19 protein-coding genes are annotated in these 20,597 nt (G+C 71.5%); 5 read left to right on the plus strand and 14 right to left on the minus strand.

Annotation, left to right across the window (positions count from 1 at the left end; all coding sequences use genetic code 11):
- Window positions 1–21: 21 nt before the first annotated feature.
- On the minus strand, window positions 22–1,365 hold the full coding sequence (locus tag ACF08W_RS27480; RefSeq protein WP_392280845.1) for an MFS transporter: 1,344 nt from the start codon (window positions 1,363–1,365) through the stop codon (window positions 22–24).
- A 273-nt stretch (window positions 1,366–1,638) separates the two neighbouring features.
- Between ACF08W_RS27480 and ACF08W_RS27485 the strand changes: the two genes are divergently transcribed.
- The gene (locus tag ACF08W_RS27485) at window positions 1,639–2,217 is read left to right on the plus strand and encodes a DNA polymerase ligase N-terminal domain-containing protein (RefSeq protein WP_392280846.1); all 579 of its coding nucleotides are present in this window, start codon (window positions 1,639–1,641) and stop codon (window positions 2,215–2,217) included.
- A 91-nt stretch (window positions 2,218–2,308) separates the two neighbouring features.
- Here ACF08W_RS27485 and ACF08W_RS27490 read toward each other — a convergent pair whose 3' ends face one another.
- The 8 genes from ACF08W_RS27490 to ACF08W_RS27525 all read right to left on the minus strand — a co-directional run bounded on the left by ACF08W_RS27490 (window position 2,309) and on the right by ACF08W_RS27525 (window position 13,259).
- Window positions 2,309–3,508, minus strand: a complete 1,200-nt coding sequence (locus tag ACF08W_RS27490; protein ID WP_392280847.1) for a macrolide family glycosyltransferase — start codon at window positions 3,506–3,508, stop codon at window positions 2,309–2,311.
- A gap of 248 nt (window positions 3,509–3,756) precedes the next feature.
- The gene (locus ACF08W_RS27495) at window positions 3,757–5,322 is read right to left on the minus strand and encodes an APC family permease (protein ID WP_352278602.1); all 1,566 of its coding nucleotides are present in this window, start codon (window positions 5,320–5,322) and stop codon (window positions 3,757–3,759) included.
- A 302-nt stretch (window positions 5,323–5,624) separates the two neighbouring features.
- Complete coding sequence (locus tag ACF08W_RS27500) at window positions 5,625–7,121, minus strand: aldehyde dehydrogenase family protein (RefSeq protein WP_385214670.1); 1,497 nt, start codon at window positions 7,119–7,121, stop codon at window positions 5,625–5,627.
- The gene (locus ACF08W_RS27505) at window positions 7,118–8,857 is read right to left on the minus strand and encodes an amidohydrolase family protein (protein ID WP_385214673.1); all 1,740 of its coding nucleotides are present in this window, start codon (window positions 8,855–8,857) and stop codon (window positions 7,118–7,120) included. Before ACF08W_RS27505 ends, ACF08W_RS27500 begins: the two co-directional genes overlap by 4 nt.
- A gap of 213 nt (window positions 8,858–9,070) precedes the next feature.
- Complete coding sequence (locus ACF08W_RS27510) at window positions 9,071–10,192, minus strand: LLM class flavin-dependent oxidoreductase (protein ID WP_352278597.1); 1,122 nt, start codon at window positions 10,190–10,192, stop codon at window positions 9,071–9,073.
- A 118-nt stretch (window positions 10,193–10,310) separates the two neighbouring features.
- Window positions 10,311–11,108, minus strand: a complete 798-nt coding sequence (locus tag ACF08W_RS27515) for an SDR family NAD(P)-dependent oxidoreductase (RefSeq protein WP_352278596.1) — start codon at window positions 11,106–11,108, stop codon at window positions 10,311–10,313.
- 133 nt (window positions 11,109–11,241) lie between these two features.
- Entirely contained in the window at window positions 11,242–12,186 is a 945-nt protein-coding gene (locus ACF08W_RS27520) for an LLM class F420-dependent oxidoreductase (protein ID WP_392280848.1), read from the minus strand.
- Window positions 12,187–12,584: 398 nt separating this feature from the next.
- Entirely contained in the window at window positions 12,585–13,259 is a 675-nt protein-coding gene (locus ACF08W_RS27525) for an NAD(P)H-binding protein (protein WP_392280849.1), read from the minus strand.
- 241 nt (window positions 13,260–13,500) lie between these two features.
- On the opposite strand from ACF08W_RS27525, the gene ACF08W_RS27530 reads away from it, so the two are divergent.
- Window positions 13,501–14,667 carry a cytochrome P450 gene (locus ACF08W_RS27530; RefSeq protein ID WP_392280850.1) on the plus strand — a complete coding sequence of 389 codons (1,167 nt, stop codon included), beginning with the start codon at window positions 13,501–13,503 and terminating at the stop codon, window positions 14,665–14,667.
- Here the strand turns inward: ACF08W_RS27530 and ACF08W_RS27535 are convergent.
- Entirely contained in the window at window positions 14,630–15,229 is a 600-nt protein-coding gene (locus tag ACF08W_RS27535) for a hypothetical protein (RefSeq protein ID WP_392280851.1), read from the minus strand. The two genes, ACF08W_RS27530 and ACF08W_RS27535, sit on opposite strands and share 38 nt — an antisense overlap.
- 53 nt (window positions 15,230–15,282) lie before the next feature.
- Between ACF08W_RS27535 and ACF08W_RS27540 the strand changes: the two genes are divergently transcribed.
- On the plus strand, window positions 15,283–15,729 hold the full coding sequence (locus ACF08W_RS27540) for a glutaredoxin domain-containing protein (RefSeq protein WP_392280852.1): 447 nt from the start codon (window positions 15,283–15,285) through the stop codon (window positions 15,727–15,729).
- A 40-nt stretch (window positions 15,730–15,769) separates the two neighbouring features.
- Here ACF08W_RS27540 and ACF08W_RS27545 read toward each other — a convergent pair whose 3' ends face one another.
- Entirely contained in the window at window positions 15,770–16,138 is a 369-nt protein-coding gene (locus ACF08W_RS27545; protein WP_392280853.1) for a VOC family protein, read from the minus strand.
- A 212-nt stretch (window positions 16,139–16,350) separates the two neighbouring features.
- On the opposite strand from ACF08W_RS27545, the gene ACF08W_RS27550 reads away from it, so the two are divergent.
- Window positions 16,351–17,157 (plus strand): hypothetical protein, encoded by an 807-nt coding sequence (locus tag ACF08W_RS27550; protein WP_392280854.1) that lies wholly within the window; start codon window positions 16,351–16,353, stop codon window positions 17,155–17,157.
- Window positions 17,158–17,184: 27 nt separating this feature from the next.
- On the opposite strand, the gene ACF08W_RS27555 is transcribed toward ACF08W_RS27550, so the two are convergent.
- On the minus strand, window positions 17,185–18,324 hold the full coding sequence (locus tag ACF08W_RS27555) for a PP2C family protein-serine/threonine phosphatase (RefSeq protein WP_392280855.1): 1,140 nt from the start codon (window positions 18,322–18,324) through the stop codon (window positions 17,185–17,187).
- Between the two features lie 407 nt (window positions 18,325–18,731).
- Between ACF08W_RS27555 and ACF08W_RS27560 the strand changes: the two genes are divergently transcribed.
- Window positions 18,732–19,355, plus strand: coding sequence for an HD domain-containing protein (locus ACF08W_RS27560; protein WP_392280856.1), 624 nt, complete (start codon window positions 18,732–18,734; stop codon window positions 19,353–19,355).
- Here ACF08W_RS27560 and ACF08W_RS27565 read toward each other — a convergent pair.
- Both ACF08W_RS27565 and ACF08W_RS27570 read right to left on the minus strand, forming a co-directional pair.
- Window positions 19,322–19,789: an NUDIX hydrolase gene (locus ACF08W_RS27565; RefSeq protein WP_392280857.1), complete on the minus strand. Its 468-nt coding sequence runs from the start codon at window positions 19,787–19,789 to the stop codon at window positions 19,322–19,324. The genes ACF08W_RS27560 and ACF08W_RS27565 overlap by 34 nt on opposite strands.
- A complete protein-coding gene (locus ACF08W_RS27570; protein WP_392280858.1) occupies window positions 19,776–20,546 on the minus strand; it encodes an XRE family transcriptional regulator in 771 nt (256 codons plus the stop codon). Before ACF08W_RS27570 ends, ACF08W_RS27565 begins: the two co-directional genes overlap by 14 nt.
- Between the last annotated feature and the right edge of the window lie 51 nt (window positions 20,547–20,597).

Consider the following 20,597-nt stretch of genomic DNA (forward strand, 5'->3'; position numbering starts at 1 on the left):
CCACTAATTAGGTAGGTCAGTCTACCTAACAGGGGGCGCAGGGGCGCCCAAGGCGGACGGGCCGACGCCGAGCCGGCGGGCGCAGCCCCGGTTCTGGGCCACCGCCAGGCCCGCGACCGCCGCCCCGAGCACCAGCCAGCCCACCGGACCCGCGGCCATCACCACCCCGGTGATCAGCGGCGGCCCGGCGGACTTCTGGATGGACTGCGACATCCCCGCAACCCCCAGATACGCGGCGCGGGCGTCCTCCGGCGCGAGCAGCACCGCCAACTCCCAGGAGCTCACCGAGCGCATCAGCTCCGCCAGCGTCACCAGCAGCGCCGCCGCGAGCAGCACCACCGCCGCCACCCACGCCCCGCCCCGGGTCGCCAGGGCCATGAAGAGGCAGGTGACCAGCATCAGGACCCCGTAGAGCAGTACCGCGCGGGCCGCCCCGCGCGGGCCCTCGGCGCGCCGGGACACGCTCAGCTGGCAGACCACGACCAGCACGGTGTTGAGGACGAGGAACGCCGGGACCAGGGCGTGCGGGGCGGAGGTGGAGCTCACCAGCCACAGCGGGAGGCCGACGCCGAGGACGGAGTCGTCGAGGTTCATCGGGATGTCCAGGAGGACGAAGCGGAGGTAGCCCCGGTCCCGCCAGGGACTCCGGCCCGCCGCCGGACGGACCCCCGACGCCACGTCCGCCGGTGCCCCACCCGTCGACGCCGGACCCGTCGACGCCCCGGGCACCGGCCCCCGCGCCGGTTCGACCGTGCGCCACACCAGCGCCGACGCGACGACGAAGGAGAGCGCGTTGCCCAGGATCAGCGCACGGTAGGCGTCGAGGGTGCCCACCGCCAGGCCGAGGGCGGCGATCCCGGCGCCGACGCCGTAGCCCGCATTGGCGGCGCTGCGCGACAGGGCCTGGTAGGCCACGCGCCGCTCACCGGCGGCCCGGGTGGCGAAGAGCATCTCCAGGGTCTTGGCGGCCCTGTCCCCCAGGTACGTCAGGGCGACGACCGGCAGCAGCGCGCCGAAGCCCGCACAGACCAGGATCAGAGCGAGGGTCACCAGCCGGAGCAGATGGCAGCCGATCAGCAGAGTACGGACCGGGAGGCGGCCGGCCAGCCACCCGGCCAGCGGCGATCCGGCGATGCCCGCGACCCCGGCGGCGCCCAGCAGGACGCCGATCTGCTGGGCGCTCAGTTGCGTGACGAACGTGAAGTACAGGACCGAGGACGCGGCCCACAGCCCCGAACCGGTCCGGTCCACGGCCAGGGCGAGCAGCATGATCCGGGCGTCGCGGCCGCCCGGCGGATCACGTAGCTGGGCCAGCAGCCCCGCCCCACGGCCACCACCGCGCACCGCTCCACCGTCTCGTCGCATCCCACACTCCCCCGAAGACCTCGGACCCGGACCCGAACCCGGACCCGAACCCGAACCCGGACCCGAACCCGGACCCGAACCCGGACCCGGACCCGGACCCGGACCCGGACCCGGGGAAGCCTCCCCGACAATCACTCTCGATGTCAAGATAGTCGACGACGAGATAGTCGATAACGAGATACTTGATGGCGAGATACCTGCGGTGCGGGAGACGGGCAGCTGCGGGAGAGTGGAAAAGAACCACCGGGCGGGGGCGGCCGGAGGAGGTGTCGGATGAACGGGACCGGCAACGGCGGACCGGCGGGCCCAGCCCCCTGTTTCGTCGTTCAGATCCACCAGGCACGGCGCATGCACTTCGACTTCCGGCTGGAGGTCGGGGGTGTGCTGAAGTCCTGGGCCGTACCGCGCGGGCCCTCGGAGAACCCCCGGGTGCGACGGCTGGCCGTACCGACCCAGGACCACCCGCTGGAGTACCGCACCTTCGAGGGCGTGATCGCCCAGGGCGAGTACGGCGGCGGCACCGTCATCGTCTGGGACCAGGGCACCTACCGACCGCTCAGCCACGACCGGTGGGGCGCGCCCGTGCCGTTCGAGCAGTCCCTGGCGGACGGGCACGCGACGTTCTGGCTCGACGGGACCAAGCTGCACGGCGAGTTCGCCCTCACCCGTTTCAAGGGCGGCGACGGCCCCTCCGTCCCCGGCGAGGAGGTGTGGCTGCTGATCAAGGCCAAGGACGGCCGGGCCACCCACGCCGGGCCGGACGCCCCCGACCCGTACCGCGCCCGCTCCGCCCGTACGGGGCGGACGCTGGCCCAGGTCGCGGCCGAGGAGGGCGGCGGCGCACCCTCCTGACCACGACCCGGACCAGCGAACCGGACCGGCAGACCTGTTCAGGCCAACCGGCTCAAGCCACCGCTCAGGCCATCAGCCCGGCCGACCCGCGTCACCCCCGGTCGAGCATCTCCTCGATCAGGTCGGCGGCCCGCTCCGTGCCGCCCTCGGCCCGCGCGTCGGCCCGCAGCTGCGCCGAGCGGCGGGCCACCTCCGGGTCGGCGGTGAGTTCCAGCAGGGCCGTGCGCAGCGCCTCGGCGGTGGCGTCCTCGGTGTCGATGCGGCGGGCCACGCCCAGCTCGACCAGCCGGTCGGCGTTGGTGGGCTGGTCGGCCGACTGGGGCACCGCGATCATCGGCACGCCGGCGTAGAGCCCCTCGCTGCTGCCGCCCATGCCCGCGTGGGTGACGAAGGCGTCGGCCTGCTCCAGGATCGCGAGTTGCGGCACCCAGGAGTGCACCTCGACATTGGCCGGGATCTCACCGAGTTCCGCCGGGTCGGTGTACTTCCCGATCTGGAGCACCACGTGCCAGCCCGGCAGGTCACCGAAGGCGGCCAGGCACTGGCGGTAGAACGCGGGCAGCCGGGTGAGCGCGGAGCCCATCGAGACGAGCAGCACCTTCTCCGCCCCGGCCGGACGCCTCCAGTCGCCGTCCTGCACCCGGGTACCGAAGCAGGGGCCGACGAAGGTGACGGTGCTGGTATCGACCCGGTCGCCGTGCGGCTGCATCGCCCGCGGAACCGTCGCCACGGTGTTCTGGGGCCGGCCGCAGAAGACCTCCATCTTCGTGGTCGTCGCCCCGCACTCGGCCAGCCAGCGATCGAACCGGGCGCGGTACTCGTCGGCGCCGGGCAGCGCCCAGATGTGGGCCGCGACGTCCTCCTCGTAGCCGTCCCAGGCCACGTACGTCGGGGACAGCTGCAGGAGGGGGCGGTTCTGCAGTTCGGCGAGGGCGCGCGCGGCGAAGGCTCCGATGTCGTACAGGTACAGGTCGGCGGGGTCGGGGTCGTAGACGGCTCGCAGTTGCGGAAGGGCCTGGACCGCGTCGTCGAGGAAGACGCCCATCGCGCCGATGGGGTCCTCGGGCCAGTCGTTGTCGGCGACCGGGAGGACGGAGTCGCAGCGGACGAACTCCGCGCCGGTGGCCTCGATCAGCTCGGCGACCGCCGGGGAGTTGGCGTACGTCACCCGGTGGCCCCGGGCGACCAGCTCACGGATGACTTCCAGGCTGGGCAGGACGTGGCTGACGGCCGGAATGCCGATCATCGCGATGTGGGCGCGGCGACGGGACGTACGGGGCGTGCGTGACATGGGAGATCACTCGTTTCAGATCCGTGGCGGATATCCGTGGTGGATGAAGACACGACAGCCCGACGCACCGGCCGCGCGGGGACGAAACACCGCGGGGGCGCGATCGGGCCGGGCGGGGAGCGTGCCCCGCCCCGTGTCAGCCGTAGATCTGGAACATGAAGAACATGCCGGGAACCGTAACCCGACCCAGGGCCGCGCGCACCGGATTAATTCCGGCCACGCACGGCCCGTACAGGCAGGAGACGGGCTCAGTCCTCGACGACCAGCGAGGGCGTCTCGCGGGTCAGGACCTCGCCGCGGAAGAACGCCGGGCTGCGCCGCTGCATCACCAGCATCAGCACCACCCCGAGCACCAGCAGCCCGACCCCGATGACGAAGACCGAGCCGACCCCGAAGACCGAGGAGCCGGAGCCGTACGCCGGGTTCCACATGTCGTAGAGGGTCTTGCCGAACACGGCGGTGAGCAGGAGGCCGCCGACGCCCGGGAACAGGCCCTTGAAGACCAGGTCGCGGAAGGAGCGGGTCAGGTCGGCGCGGAAGAACCAGACGCAGCCGAAGGCGGTCAGCGCGTAGTAGAAGCAGATCATGAGGCCGAGCGCGTAGATCGTGTCGACCAGGACGTGCTCGCTGACCAGAGTCATCACCGTGTAGAAGACGCCGGTCGCGACACCCGCCGTGATGGTGGCCTTCCCCGGGGTGCGGAACCGCGGGTGGACACGGGCGTACGAGGCGGGCAGGGCCTCGTACGTGGACATCGCGAGGACCGTGCGGGCCACCGGGATGAAGGTGGTCTGGAGGCTCGCGGCGGCCGAGGCGAGCACCGCGACGAAGAGCAGGACGCCCAGGCCCGGCCCCATGATCGGGCCCGCGAGGTTGGCGAAGACGTTGTCCGAGGTGTCGGAGTTGGCCAGGCCCAGGCCGGTGGTGCCTGAGCCGACGGCCATCTGCGCGGCGACCGCGGTCGCCAGGTAGGAGCCGACGAGCACGACCATCGCGATCAGCGCGGCCCGGCCCGGGGTCTTCTCGCTGCCGACGGTCTCCTCGTTCGCGGTCAGACAGGCGTCCCAGCCCCAGAACATGAAGATCGACAGGGAGAGGCCGGCGGTGAACGTGGCGAAGGACTTCACCGCGAACGGATTGAGCCAGGACCAGGAGAAGTCCATCGAGGTGGCGAACGCCCCGCTCTTCGCCTTCTGCACCGCCATCACCACGAACAGCGCCAGCACCACGAGTTGGAGCGCCACCAGGCCGTACTGGAGCCCCTTGGTGGCCGTCATCCCCCGGTAGCTGATCGCCGTGGCGACCGCGATCAGGGCGAGGCAGGTCACGATGTGGACGGCCTTGTTGTGGTCGAGCGCGGCGATCGCGTCGCTGTTGGTGACCTCACCGGCGAGGAGCCAGAAGAACGAGGTGGCGACGCCCGCCAGGTTGGACAGCACGATGATCGTCGCGATCACCAGGCCCCAGCCGCACATCCAGCCGAGCTTGGGCCCGAACGCCTTGACCGTCCAGGTGAAGGAGGTGCCGCAGTCCGGCATCGCCTTGTTCAGCTCGCGGTACGCGAAGGCGACGAGCAGCATCGGCAGGAAGCCCGCGAGGAAGACGGCGGGCATCTGGAGCCCGACCTCACCGGCGGTGGAGCCGAGGGTGGAGGTGAGGCAGTAGACCGGGGCGACGGTGGAGATGCCGATCACCGCACTGCCCATCAGCCCGACGGAGTTCCCGCCGAGCCCCTTCCCCCGCACGCCCCCGTCGGCCGGAGCGGTGCTCCGTGCCGAGTCTCCGGCCCGTGGCCGCACGTCCAGCTCAGTCATGAAAAGGACGATAAACCCTGCGATTTCCACATTTCGGGGGTGAGACTCGGCCGTCTCATCCTTGAATTTTGGGCGACGATTCGGCGTCGCAGGATTTAATTGAAGGGTACATGCGTTTTCGGCCTTCTGATGCAAGGCCAAGTCGAGATCGCAGCGCCGTACGGTTCCCGCAGCCATGCCCGTTTTGCGCGGTTCCAAAGTTTCCCGTGACGTCCGGCACTCCCCTCCTCCGGCCCGGCCGGACACCACCGCTGTCCGGCCGGACGACACCGGGCCCGGCCGGACAGCACGGAAGCGGGGGCTCAGCCGGGCCAGACGATCGACTGGAGTTCGCTGTAGGCGTGCAGGGCGTACGAGCCGACGTCGCGGCCCACGCCGCTCCGCTTGAACCCGCCGAACGGGGCCTCCATGTTCCGTCCGATGGTGTTGATCCCGACCCCTCCGGCGCGCAGCCGCCGGGCTACCCGGAAGGCGCGGGCCACGTCCGAGGACCAGACGTAGTCGATCAGCCCGTAGTCGCTGTCGTTGGCGAGGGCGACGGCCTCGTCCTCGTCGTCGAAGGGGACGACCACGACGACCGGGCCGAAGATCTCCTCGCGGACCACCCGCATGTCGTTGGTGCAGTCGGCGAGGAGGGTGGGGGCGACGTAGAAGCCGCGCCCGTCGGGCCCGGCCGGGCGCTCGCCGCCGGTGACGACCCGCGCCCCTTCCTTCCGGCCCAGTTCGACGTAGGACTCGACGCGGTCGCGGTGGGCGGCGGAGATGACCGGGCCGACCACCGTTCCCCGGACCGCCGGGTCCCCCAGCTTGAGGTGTCCTGCGTAGGCGGCGAGCCTGGCGAGCAGGGCGTCGTGGACGCCGCGCTGGACGAGCACCCGGGTCGGGGCGGTGCAGATCTGGCCGCTGTAGAAGGAGAATGTGGTGCCGATGCCGGACGCCGCCGCGTCCAGGTCGGCGTCCTCCAGCACGACGGCGGCGCCCTTGCCGCCCAGCTCCATCAACTGCCGCTTCATGGACCGCCCGCACACCTCGGCGATCTTCTGCCCGACCGAGGTGGAGCCGGTGAAGCTGACCATGTCGACGTCCGCGGAGTCGACGGCGGCCTCGCCCGCCTCCGGGCCGGAGGCGGTGACGACGTTGACGACGCCGGGCGGGGCGCCCGCCTCCTGGAGCGCCTCGGCCATCCGGTAGACGGAGAGCGGGTCCTGCGGGGCGGGCTTCACCACGACCGTGTTGCCCATGGCCAGCGCGGGGGCCACCTTGCCGGCCGGGTTGGCCCAGGGGTTGTTGTACGAGGTGATGCAGGAGACGACGCCGACCGGCTGGCGCACCGCGATCGCCCCGAAGACGCCCGCCCGGCCCATCGGCCCGGCCTCGTTGATCTGCGGGGCCACCGCCTCCTCGACCGGTTCCAACGCCCCCTTCGCGTACCGGCGGAACCGGGCGGCGCCCACCGCGACCTGCATGCCCCGGGCGGTCCCGGTGGTGGCGCCGCTCTCGGCGCGGGCCAGCGCGGTGTTGCCGTCCAGGTCGCGCAGGATCAGCCCCGCCGCCCGGTCCAGGATCGCGGCCCGCTCCTCGGGGCGGGTGCGGGACCAGGTGGTGAACGCCTCCCGGGCGGCGGCCGCCGCCGCGTACACCTGGGCGCGGCTCGCCTCGGGGGCGAGGCCGACGACCTGCTCGGTGGCCGGGTCGATCACCTCGTAGTGGCCGTGCTCGGGCTCGACCCAGCTTCCGCCGATGAGGAGCCGCCGCTTGCTGCCGTCCGTACCGCTCACGGCGCCCGAACCGTCGCTCATGCGGTGCTCACCGTCCGGGTGTCGCGGCCGGAGCGGAGCACCGTACCGGGCACCGCGCCGGTCACCTTGTCGTCGCGGAGGGTCTCCACCCCGTTGACCCGGACCGAGACGATCCCGATCGCCTTGGAGTCCAGGCGCGGGGAGTCGCCGGGCAGGTCGTGGACGAGGGTGGCGGGCCCGGCGTCGATGCGCTCCGGGTCGAAGAGGACGAGGTCGGCGTGGAAGCCCTCCTCGATCCGGCCCCGGTCGCGGAGCCCGAAGAGCTGGGCGGGGTCGTCGGTGAGCATCCGCACGGCCCGCTCCAGCGGGACCAGCTTCCGCCCGCGCAGACAGTCGCCGAGGAACCGGGTGGTGTACGGGGCGCCGCACATCCGGTCCAGGTGGGCACCCGCGTCGGAGCCGCCGAGCAGGACGTCCTCGTGTTCCCAGGTCTCGCGGCGCAGCGCCCAGGAGGCCGGGTCGTTGTCGGTGGGCATCGGCCACAGCACCGTGCGCAGTTCGTCGGCGGCGCAGATCTCGACCAGGCAGTGGAAGGGGTCCTGGCCGCGTTCGGCGGCGATGTCGCGGACGACGCGGCCGGTCAGTCCCTCGTTGGCGGCGCTGTAGGTGTCGCCGATGACGTACCGGGCGAAGTCGGCGAGGCGGCGGAAGACGCCGGCCTCCTTGCTCTGGGCGTGTCGCAGCATCTCGGCCCGGGTCTCCGCCTCGCGCAGCCGCTCGATGCGCTCGGGGACGGGCAGGGCCAGGATCTCGCCCCAGCCGGGTATCAGGTTCAGGGCGCAGAAGGTGCCGAGTGACATGTTCATCGGGGTGAGGATCGGCATGGTGAGCGCGACGATCCGGCCGCCGGCCCGGCGGGCCCGTTCGCTGGGCACGAGCTGGCGCGGTACGCGTTCGGGGACGGCGGCGTCGATGGTGAGGACGTTCCAGTTCAGCGGGCGTCCGGCGGTGGCGGTCATGTCGACCAGCAGCTCGATCTCCTCGTCGGAGAACTGGTCGAGGCAGCCCGCGACGATCGCCTCGATCTGGGTGCCCTCGTGCTCGCCGACCGCCCGGCACAGGGCGAGGAGTTCCTCCGGCCCGGCGTGCCGGGAGGCGACGGGCTGCCCGTCGCCGTCGGCGTGGGTGGAGGACTGGGTGGTGGACAGGCCCCAGGCGCCCGCGTCCATCGCGTCGTGGAAGAGGGCGAGCATCGCGTGGAGCTGGGCGGGGGTGGGCTGTCCGCCGATCGCGTCGGCGCCCATGACGTGCCGGCGCAGCGCGCAGTGCCCCACCATGAACCCGGCGTTGACCGCGATCCGCCCCTCCAGCGCGTCGAGGTACTCGCGGAAGCTGGACCAGCTCCACTCGACGCCCTCCTCCAGCGCCTTGAGGGCCATCCCCTCCACCCGGGCCATCATCCGGCGGGTGTAGTCGGCGTCCTCGGGGCGGTCCGGGTGGAGCGGGGCGAGGGTGAAGCCGCAGTTGCCCCCGGCGACGGTGGTGACGCCGTGGTTCATCGACGGGGTGGCGTACGGGTCCCAGAAGAGCTGGGCGTCGTAGTGGGTGTGCGGGTCGACGAAGCCGGGCGCCAGGACGAGACCGGTGGCGTCCTCGCTGGTCACGGCGGTCTCGGCGACCGTTCCGGGCTCGGCGACGACGGCGATGCGGCCGTCCCTGATGCCGACGTCGGCGCGGTACGAGGGCCCGCCGGTGCCGTCCACGACGGTCGCTCCGCGGATGAGGTGGTCGAGCATGGACGGGCTTCCCTTCTGCTTCTGCGGTCTTCCGGAACGCGTGTGGCGCGGCGGGGGTGTTGCGGCCGGGGTGCGCACGGCCGCGGTGCGCACCCCGGCCCCACGGAGCGGCGGTCCGGGAAGACGCCGCTGGTCATGGACGTACGGCTGCCGTACGACTGCCGCGCGGCCGGGCCGTGCGTGGTCCCGGGCGGGCGCGGCAGCCGCCTACGGTTACGCCGCGTTGCGGAACCGGGTCGTGCGGTGCACCGGGTCCGTGTCGATCTTCGGGATGACGTGCTCACCGATCAGCCGGATCGAGTTGAGGGTGTCCTCCCGGCCGATCCCGATCGGCATCCCGAAGCTCAGCTGGTCGGCGCCCGCCTGCTCCCACCGCTTGCACTGGCGCAGCACCTCGTCCGGGTCGCCGCAGATCATCAGCTCCTCGGCGATCAGCAGCTCGATGATCTCCTCGGTGTACTCCGGGAGCAGTTCGGGCCACTCGGGAATGCCCTCGGGGCGGGGGAAGGTGTCGTGGTAGCGGAAGAGCAGCGACTGGAGATAGTTGAGGCCGCCGCCCACCGCGATCTCGACGGCCTTGGCGTGCGTCTCGGCGCAGATCGCCGTGGAGGTGACCATGACGTTGTCGTTGACGAAGCCCCCGACGGGTTCGGCGTCCTTCACCGCGTTCTTGTAGGACTCGACGACCCACTCCATGTCGGAGACCTTCTGCACGCTGAAGCCCAGCACGCCGAGCCCCTTCTTCCCCGCCATCGCGTACGAGGACGGCGAGCCGGCCGCGTACCACATCGCCGGGTGCGACTTCCCGTACGGCTTGGGCAGGATCTTGCGCGGGGGCAGCGACCAGTGCTTGCCCTGGAAGCCCACGTACTCGTCCTGGAGCCACATCTTCGGGAACTCGGCGATGGTCTCCTCCCAGAGCTCCTTCGTGTGGTTCATGTCGGTGATGCCCGGCATGAACCCGAGGATCTCGTGGCTCCCGGCCCCGCGCCCGGAGCCGAACTCGAAGCGGCCCTCGGAGAGGTGGTCGAGCATGGCGACCTTCTCGGCCACCTTCACCGGGTGGTTGACCGGGGCGAGCGGGTTGAAGATGCCCGAGCCGAGGTGGATGCGGTCGGTGGCGTGGGCGAGGTAGCCCAGGTACACGTCGTTGGCCGAGATGTGCGAGTACTCCTCCAGGAAGTGGTGCTCGGAGGCCCAGGCGTACTTGAAGCCGGACTTGTCCGCCTGGATGACGTACTCGGTCTCCTCGATCAGCGCCTTGTGCTCCGCCTCCGGGTCGACCCTGGCCCGCGCGGCAGGCACGTACCCCTGTACAAAGAGTCCGAATTCCAAGGGAGTTCACCGTCCTCAATCGTTTCTGACGCTCCGTCAGATCGTGATGCGTCCGACTGTTCCACCGGCACCCGTACCCGTCAATACCTGACACTGCGTCAGATAGGCTGCCGGGCGGTCAGAACAGGCTGACCCCCGCCAGCCAGCCGCCGTCGATGACGAAGGGCTGTCCGGTGATGTACGAGGAGTCCTCCGAGGTCAGGAAGAGCGCCAGGGTCGCCACCTCCTCCGGCCGCCCGATCCGGCCCAGCGGCACGAGCTTGCGGTACAGCTCGGCCACCGCCTCCTTCGACGCCTCCGGGTCGGCGGACGGGTCCAGCGCCGCCGGGTTGGTCATCGCGGTGTCCACCGCCCCGGGGCAGACGGCGTTGACCCGGATCCCCTTCGGCGCCAGCTCCATCGCCGCCACCCGGGTCAGCCCGAGCACGGCGTGCTTGGTGGCGGCGTACGCACCCACGTAGGCCATGCCGGTCAGCCCGGTGTACGAGGCGGTGTTGACGATGGTCCCGCCGCCGGCTGCCGCGATCTCGGGCGCCACGTTCCGGATCCCGAGGAACGCTCCCACCTGGTTGACCTGCACCACCTGCTGGAACTCCGCCAGCGGCGTGTCCACCAGTTCGTTGAAGCGCAGGATGCCCGCGTTGTTGACCAGTCCGTCGATCCTCCCGTACGCGTCCTTCGCGACGGCCACCGCGGACTGCCAGTCCTCCTCCCGGCTCACGTCCAGGTGGACGAAGCGGGCTGCGTCCTTGCCCAGCTCGCCCCGCAGCTCCTCGGCCAGCGCCTCGCCCTGCTCGTCGAGCACGTCGGCGATCACCACCCTGGCCCCCTCGGCGGCGAACAGCCGCGCCTCCTGCTCGCCCTGCCCGCGCGCCGCGCCGCTGATGACCACGGTCCGCCCGTCCAGCTTGCCCATGACCGGCCCTCCTGCTTGTCGAAAATGGGGGTGCGACTCCTCGTCGGGACGGAGTGCGTCCATGTGTCGGGATGAAGCGCGACGACGCGACGAGCCGGGCCGGGTCGCGGCCGCTCGCCGGGTCGCCGCTCGCCTACTTGTCGAGGTGGGGTGCCACCTCGGCGGCGAACGCCGCCATCTGGTCGGTGAGTTCGGCACTGCTCCGGCTGCGGAACCGCACCTGGATCTGGTGGACGCCCATCGCGGCGTACGCGCGCAGCGACTCGGCGAGGGCCTCCGGCTCGCCGGTGAGGGTGCGCCGTCCGACGGACCAGCCCGGCTCACCGACGTACAGCGGCTCGGTGATCGCGCCGACGACGATCGGCTCCTCGACCCCGGCGGCCTCGCGCAGCTCCTTCAACCGGGCGATCTGGGCGGGCAGCTTCTCCCTCGGGTCGCCCTGCGGCAGCCAGCCGTCGCCCCGTACGGCCGCCCGGCGCACGGCGGCCGGCGAGGAACCGCCCACCCAGACCGGCACCCGCCCCTGCGCCGGACGCGGCAACTGGCCGAGCCCGGAGAAGGCGAACCGCTCCCCCGCGAACTCCGGGTACTCCTCGGGCCCGAGCGCCGCCTTCAGCGCGTCGACCGCCTCGTCGAGCACCCGGCCCCGCCCCTCGAAGTCCGCCCCGAGCACCTCGAACTCCTCCTTCACGTGCCCGGCCCCGACCCCGAGGACCAGCCGGCCGCCGCTGAGGTGGTCGAGGGTGGCGTACTGCTTCGCGGTGGCCAGCGGATGCCGCAGCCCGACCACCGCGACGTGGCTCATCAGCAGCACCCGCTCGGTGACCCCGGCGAGGAAGGCGAGCGTGGCGACCGGGTCGTACCAAACGGTGCCCATCACCCCGGCGAGCCGCCGGGGGATCGCGACGTGGTCGCAGCTCGCCAGATAGGCGAAGCCGGTACGGTCGGCGGTCCGGGCGATCTCGACGAGATCGGCCACTGTGGCCGCCGCCTCCCACCCCTCGGCGTAGATGGTGCTCTGCGACTGGATCGGCAGCTGCATCCCGTACGACAGCGGCCCGGCGGTCGATATCGGCACCGTACGGCCTCCTCCCGAGCGAATCTGACACACCGTCACATGACGGGGCGCGGGGCCATCGTCGTACCTGACGCTGCATCAGACAAGGGGTGGGACGGGGAAGCCCGGTCGCGCCGGGCCGAGGACACGCGGCCCGCCTTCAGACGCGGGACGCCGAGGCGGGTCAAGGTGCGTCGGGCCGATCAGCGGCGTGGCGGGCGGCGGGCGCCCCCGGAGGTCGGGCCCGGGAGCGGCCGGCGCCACGGCGAGGGCCCCGCCGGACGCGGGGGACGGTCGAGAACACGGGGACGGCCGGACGCGCGGGGCCGTCAGCGGTCGGACGCACGGGACAGCCAGGCGCGGGGGCAGTCAGGCGTGGGGGCGATCAGGTACGCGGGATGATCAGGCACGCCGGATGATCACGCGGGATCCGCCTGGCGGGCGACGGCGGCGACGGCCTCGTCCACGGGCGTACGGCCGGAGATGAGCTCCAGCGTCAGTCCCGCGGTGTCGGGGGCGGCGAGCAGGGCCGCGAGGACGGCGGCCGCGTCGGCCCGGCTCACCTCGCCGACCCCGGTGGACTCGGCGAGCTGGACGAGGCCGGTGGCCGGGCTGTCGCGGAACCACGCGGGCCGCAGCACGGTGCAGTGCAGGAAGGGCCGGGAGAGCAGGTCGTCGTCCGCCTCGCCCTTGGCCCTGAGATAGGTCTCGACGAGCGGGTTCTGCGGGTACCGGGCGTCCCGGGCGGCCCCCATGGACGAGAGCATGACGTAGCGCCTGACGCCGACCGACTGTGCGGCGTCCGCGAGGGCCAGGGCGGCGTCACGATCGACGGGGTTCGCCCGGCCGGGCGCGTCCCCCAGCCCCGCACCGGCCGCGTAGAGCACCGCGTCCGCGCCCTCAATCCGCTCCGCGAACGCCTCCGCCGGCGCCGTGGCCAGATCCAGGAGCACCGGGGCCGCTCCGGCGGCACGAACGTCGTCGGCCTGCTCCGGACGGCGGATGAGCCCGGTGACCCGCCACCCCCGAGCCGCGAGCAGACGGGTTGCGGCGCGAGCGACCCGGCCATGACCACCAGCGATAACCACATGCACGGCACGTACAGTAACGACCTCAGCACTCTATGTCCAAGCCGGTGCGGTGGTGCTGGTGCGCGGGCGCGGGCCCGGCGTCTCCCTCCCGCGCCGCCTCCGACCCGTCCCCCGGCCCCCGCCGCCCCCGCCCGTAGCCGTCCCGCCCGGCCGCACGGCCCGACGCCCGCCGCCCCCGTCCGCAGCGGGGGAACCGGAACGCCGCCGCCCCGGCGTCACGCGCCACCACCTGTCGAGGAGGATCATGACCGCCGACGAGAAGCCCCTTCCCCTGCACCGGCTGCCGTTCGACACCCCCGGCCCGCCCCGGCGCACGACCCTGCCCGACTCCAGCCCCGCCTGGCACTTCACCCGGTACGACGACGTCCGCGCGGTACTGGCCGACGACCGGTTCGTCCGTCCCGTGCTGCCCGCCGCGGCCGCCTCGCCCCTCTCCGACACCACCGACGCCATGGCCAAGCAGGACGGCTCCCCGCACACCCGACTGCGCCACGCCGCCAAGGGGGTCTTCACCCCTCGCGCGGTCGACCACCTCGCACCGGCCATCGCCGGGATCGCCGACCGGTTGGTCGAGGACCTCGTCCGCCACGGCCCGCCCGTCGACCTCGTCGACCACTACACCCGGCCCCTCCCCATCGCCGTCATGAACAAGCTGCTGGGAATCCACGACCTGGACGACACCCGGCTGCTGCACTGGACCGAACGCGCCTTCCCCGACGCCTCCGTGACGGAGGACGAAACGGCGCAGGCCGCCCGGGAGTTCACCGAGTTCACCACCCGACTCATGGCCGACCGCCGCCGCATCCCCGGGCCGGACCTGATCAGCACCCTCGTGCAGGCCGCCGACCGCGAGGGCGACATCCCCGAGACGCACCTCGCCAACCTCGTGACCACCCTCGTCGTGGCCGGCTACGACACCACCATGACCATGCTGGGCAACAGCCTGCTCTGCCTCCTGGGCGAACGGCGGCAGGACTGGGCCCGCCTGGGCTCCGACGAGGCGGCCGCGGACCGGCTGACCGAGCGCCTGATCCACCTGCTCCCGCTCAACGACCCCGGTAAACACACCAACCCGCTGCGCGCCACCAAGGACCTGGAGATCGCCGGAGCAGCCCTACGGGCCGGGGACCTCGTCACCCTCGACCGCGGCGCGGCCAACCGGGACCCCGCGGCCTTCCCCGGCGACCCCTTCGCCGACCTGTTCGCCCCGTTGGAGCACCCCACCCTCGCCTTCGGCGGCGGACACCACTACTGCCTGGGCGCCTCCCTGGCCCGCGCGGAAGTCCGCCTCGCCCTGCACCGACTGGCCGCCCGGCTGCCCGCCCTGCGCCTGACCGTGCCGGTCGACGCCGTCGAATGGCGCGGCAGCGCCCTCACCCGGAGCCCTCTGCACCTTCCCGCGACCTGGTAGGGGCGGCCGGGTCCCGGGAGTCCCGGTAGAGGAAGACGCCCTCGATCTCGATCCGGGTCGGAGGCTTGCTCCCGTCGTAGAAGTTCACGTCGTCGCACTCCGCCGTCCAGCGCAGCCGCAGGCGGTCGCCGTCGCGCGCGACCACGGTGATCCGGTTGTCGCGCAGCGGCTCGTGCTCGAAGTAGTAGAGGAGGGACAACGCGGAATCCTCGCCCTCGGGCACGCCGGGCATGAGGAACGTACGCCCGACCAGCCGGTCGATGTCCGCCTCGGCCTCCGTCATCCCGACGCCCACCTCGGCGGACGGCACCATGCCCGCCTCCGCCGTGTCGGCGCAGCGCCGGGCGCCCTCCGAAGCCGCCAGCGCCTCGAACCACACGGTCACGCCGTCGCCCCCGCCTCCGTACCCGCCCGCATCCCCGTTTCCGTCCCCGTCCCCGCCCCCGTCGTACGAACGGATCACGCACACCGTGGCCTCGGCGAGGCCGTACGCCTCGTCCCCGTTGAACCGCCGCAGCACGAACCGCCCACCGGCCTCCGCCGCCTCGCCCCGCACACCCACGTCCGGCCTCCCGCCTCCAGGCCCGTCCCGGCCCGCCGATAACCTGCGGCACCATGATGCGCGTATGGACCCTGCCGACCCTCCTCGCCCTCTGCGGCGCGCTCGCCGCGGCCGGGCCCGCGTCCAAGGGGAGCCCCGTCACGGCCGCCGTGGTCCTGCTGTTCTTCCTGGCGCTCGCGGCCATGAACTCGCCGCTGATCTTCCCCGGATCGATCGGCGCGCAGGAGGCGGAACGCCGCGCCGAGGCAGACGGCCGCCCGATCGTCTTCTGGCGCCCGGGCTGCACGTACTGCATGCGCCTGCGCCTCCGGCTCGGCCGCAGCGCCCACCGCATGCACTGGGTCAACATCTGGCACGACCCGGCCGGCGCCGCCGCGGTACGGGCCGCCAACAACGGCAACGAGACCGTCCCCACGGTCGTCGTCCTCGGCACGAACGGCGAACGGTCGACCCTGACCAACCCGCCGCCCTCCGAGGTCAAGAAGGCCCTGGAGCGCTGAGCTGACCGCTGACTTCCGCCCAACGTCCCCCGTCAGAGCCTCAGTTACGCGACGTATCAATGACGCAGAACCGGTTGCCGTCGGGGTCGGCGAGTACGACGAAGTCCGGGTCGTCCGGGTACAGGTCCCAGTCGACGTGCCGGGCGCCCAGGGAGACCAGCCGCTCGACCTCGGCGGCCTGGTCGGCCGCGTCCGCGGCGTACAGGTCCAGGTGGACGCGCGGGTGTTCCTGGGCCGGTGACTCGCTGAGCCCGAGTGCCACCTGCACCCCGGGCCCGTCCGCCGGGACCAGCACCACCCAGTCGTCCGTCACCTCCTCGCGCGGGACGTACCGCAGGGCCTCCGTCCAGAACGCCACCGCACGCCGCACATCCGAAACACCCAGCACAACCGAACCGACTCTCAACATGTGCCGATTCTGACGGATCACCGGCCGCCAGGGCCGGTTCTGCGGGCGAAATGGGCTGTCTGACCCGGTCGGTAGGATCCGAGGGCCCGCACCCGTGGCCCGTGAGGCGAACACCTTCACGACCGGTGGTGCGGGGCTGTGGATTCACTTGCGAGAGCCCATAAGACGGTCCGCGGTCGCGGGCCGTCCGTGACCAGTGGAGTTCGAACAACATGAGACCTGTACGTCTGCGCCCCTCCGTGTGCATAGGAACCCTCCTCGCCGTCGGCCTCCTGGCCGGCTGCTCCTCGTCGGACGGGTCGGCCAAGCCGGCGCGTTCGGAATCGTCGTCCGACCAGCCCGGGGGCGGGAGCGAGAGCCCGAAGGCGTCGGCACCGGCCTTCGCCACCCCGTCCGAGTGCGACGGCCTCCAGCTCAAGGGCGGTACGACGCTGGCCGGTTCGGCCCTGTCGAAGTGTCTGGTGGCCGCCCTGAAGGCGTACGGATCGGGGACGGAGGCCGTGCAGTCGGGGGACGAGTCGGGGACGTCGCGGTTCCTCTTCGGGGACGAGTCCGCGCTGGCCGGGTCGATGACGGGGCCGGAGGGGGAGAAGTCGTACGTCTTCAAGGGCGAGGAGGAGTGGATCAAGACGCCGGGGCTCGGCAAGTGGGTCAAGGGGGACAAGAACAGCAGTGACCCGCAGGAGCAGATCGTGGCCGCCACGGGGAAGCTCTACCGCGCGCTCGCCGATCCGCAGATGACGGCCCAGATGATCGCGTCGGCGCCGGAGTGGACCGTCGAGCAGGAGCGGCCCGTACTCTCCCTGGAGAACGGGGAGGACGTCACGGCCTGGCGGATCGTGAACAAGAAGCCGTACACGTTCATGGGCGCGGCCGTACGGGAGCACATCCTCTGGTTCGGGGACGACTTCACGCCCTACGGCGGGCAGGCCGAGTCCCAGGCGGGCGGCGTGATGAGCACGTCCACCCAGCACTTCTACGACCTGGGCAAGCCGGTGACGATCGAGGCGCCCGAGTAGACCGCGTTCCGGGGCGCGGGCGATCGGCTACAAGGCGACGATGACGAGGGCCGTGTCGTCGTCGGCGCCCGCCCCCGGCAGCAGCTCCGCCAGCAGGACGTCGGCCAGCGCCTCGGCCCCGCCGCCGCCCCCGGCCCCGTGGTGGCGGGTCAGGGCGGCGGCGAGCCGGGCGAGGCCGGTGTCGATGTCCTCGTTCCGGCGCTCGACCAGGCCGTCGGTGTACAGCACGAGGAAGGCGCCCTCGGTGAAGGGCACCGCCGCCTGCGGCCAGGGCCCCGGGTCGCAGCGGGCGCCGAGCGGCGGATCGGTGGCCCGGTCCAGGAACTCCACGGTGCCGTCGCCCCGCAGCAGCGCCGGCGGCAGATGACCGGCGACGCTGTACGTGATGCGGCGGGCGTCCCAGTCGACGACCGCGCTGGCCACCGTCGTGTTCTCGGCCCCCACGACGGAGTCGGCGTACAGCTCCAGGATCTCCAGGGCACAGGCCGGGCCGCCGCAGGAGCGGGAGGCGGCGCTGAGGGCGCTGCGCAACTGCCCCATGACGGTGGCCGCCGACAGTCCGTGACCGACCACGTCGCCCACGGCGACCCCGAGCCGGTCGCCGGGCAGCTCCACCAGGTCGTACCAGTCGCCGCCCACCTCCAGCGCCCGCACGGCGGGCCGGTAGCGCACGGCCACCGGGTGGCGTCGGACCGTGTGCGGGGCGGGCAGCATCGCCTCCTGGAGGCTGAGCGCGACCGCGCGGGCCTGGATCAGCTCGGTCACCTCCGCCACCCGGTGCAGCAGCAGCGCGACCCGCCCGTCCTCCCCCGGGACCGGGATGTTGGTCATGCTCCAGAAACGTTCCTCCACCGCCCTGGGCCGCCCGGTGGCGGTGACCTCGCCCTCCGGGTCGAACCGCTGGAGCTCCATGGTCTCCGCCCGACCGGTCCGCACGACCCGGCGCAGAGACACCCCGATGTTGTGCGCCACGGCCGCGTTGGGATGGTTCGGCCGGTCGGCGTAGTCGTCGGGCATGTAGCGGCCGATGACGTCCCCACGACTGCGGTTGATCACGCGCAGCCACTCCTCATTGACGTCCGCGAAGTACAGCTCCGGGGTCAGGAGGGCCACCGCCCCCGGAAGCGCCTGGAACACCGCCCGGTAATCGATCTCTGGTTGCTTCATGACTGTCCCGCCTGGACACGGTCAGATCCCACCTACACCATGTCGGATTTACGCGGCCTCCGCCTCCGGATGCCACCTCAGCAGGACGGGGCGGTCACTCAGCGCGACACGGTACGACGGGGGGTGACACCTCGCGCCGAGGCCAGCCGCCCTCGGCCCAGGCGACCGCCGCGCGGTGACTGCCTACGCACGGTTCCCGTGATTGGCCAAGGTTTCCAGAATGCCGAGCACCGACTTCTCGTGCAGGTCCTTTGCACTCCTGCCGTCCACGCCCATCGATGTACCGGCCGCTACCGACGGCTGTGCACAGGCCCGGGGCCGACGCACTGTTCGTCGGCCCCGGCATACCTACGCGCCACCGCTCGGCCCTCATCGGTATCTGGCTGCGGGCGTTTCGGAGTCCTGTCATGAGAGTGGCCTCATCCTGGCTGGGCATCGAACAGACCGTGGAGAAAACTACGTTGGCGTGGGCAAGGAAGATTGCCGAGAAGGAGCTCAGCACGGTACTTCCCCGACGGTGGGCGCATTCCCAGGGAGTAGCATCGCGCGCCTCTGAGCTGGGCACTGTCTTGGCGGACGACGCTGAGTTGTTGTCTGCTGCAGCAGTGCTGCACGACGTGGGCTACGCGCCACGAATGATGGATACAGGCTTCCATCCGCTCGACGGGGCCCGGTTCCTGCGTGACGAGCATGGCGCGGACGAGCGGCTGGTTCGGTTGGTTGCGAACCATTCGTTCGCACTGTTGGAGGCCGAGGAGCGCGGGTTGAGAAGGACGCTGGAGAACGAGTTCCCCTCGTTGGAGCAGTCTCTGCTCGTGGACGCGCTTGTGCACTGCGACATGACGACGACACCTGACGGGCATCCGACCACTGCCAGGGAGCGGGTGGCGGAGATCGAAGGTCGCTACGGGGCGGACAGCATTGTGGGGCGTTTCATCCTTCGGGCGTCGCCGGAGATCTTCGCGACGGTGGCGCGAGTGGAAGCGGCACTGGCGGCTCAACCGAGGTGCGGGTACGCGCCGGTGAGATAGTCGCGGATCTGGTGACGCATACTGGCGTGGATGTCGTACTGATCGAGGTCTGCGGGCTGAACGAAGCGGACGCCGTCGGCTTCCTCGTTGATGGTAGGCGTCCCTCCAATGGGGCGTCCGATGTAGGTGTTCTCGTACTGCTGGCGGATCTCACCGTCTGTGTAGGCGACGATGTGCTTCGGGTTGGTGTAGACGCCGAGGAAGCCGGTGATCTCGGCAACAATGCCGGTTTCCTCCAAGCACTCACGCACTGCGCATTGTGCGGCAGTCTCACCGATGTCTTGAGCTCCGCCGGGCAGGGCCCATTGACCGGTGTCGCGACGGCGCTGGAGGAGGATGGCGCCATCATCGTCGACAACAAGCAGATTGCTAGCGGGGATGAGAGTGTTCGCCTTTGGCGCGGCGGGGTCGTTGTAGTACTCAGTCCTGCCCACGTGCGGCGGTCCCCTCTTGATCGGGTATCCAGGGCCGTGCGGCGGCCCAGATGGCTTCAAAGCTTTGAGCGTAGCTGTCGAACCACCCCGCGCCGTCGGCTTTCTTGAGGTGCAGGAGGGGATTGGCGCTGGCTGGTCGGCCCCACACGTGTGGGTTGACCAGCATGTGGTCGTCATAGCGGAACAGGGATGTGTAGAGCGTGGTGTCGTGGAGCCGCACTTCGCAGCCCACCTCGGGGAGTAGCGAACGGTAGTAAGTAAGAGATGCACGGATCTTGGCAGCAAGGGTGTCGCCGATGCCTTCTTCGTTGCCTCGGATGGTGACCGCCTGGCCACCTGGGTCTCCGAAGCACAGGCGCACGCGAACGCCTTCGGCAGCACGCGCCGCAAGCATCCGGGTGACCTGGGGATTGGATTGGGCGAAGAAGGTGCCGGAGAACACCAACACTCCGATCTGCTCCCGTGCCTCCTGGAGAAGAGTCAGCCACGTATCCCGGGGGACGCTGGCACGATCCACATAGGTGCCGATCAGCTCGCTACCTGGCGCGGGAATGAACTTACTGGGCGGCTGTGGAGCGGGCCAGAGGAAGGATGCTTCCACCCGCAGGTGCTGGGCAGCCCGAAATCGGTGACGGGGGTGGGGGACACGACCGCCAAGCCATCGGCCGACGGTCTTGGGGTCTACTTCGCAAACTGCGGCAAGCGACTCGGGGGAGACGCCGCGCTCGGCAAGTACGGAGTGCAGTCGCTCGTTCACAGGCGTCATGCAATCGGAGGCGTGAGCGATCAGGCAAGGATGTTCTGGGAC

Source organism: Streptomyces sp. NPDC015144, from assembly GCF_043079735.1.
In the GTDB taxonomy this organism is placed as follows: domain Bacteria; phylum Actinomycetota; class Actinomycetes; order Streptomycetales; family Streptomycetaceae; genus Streptomyces.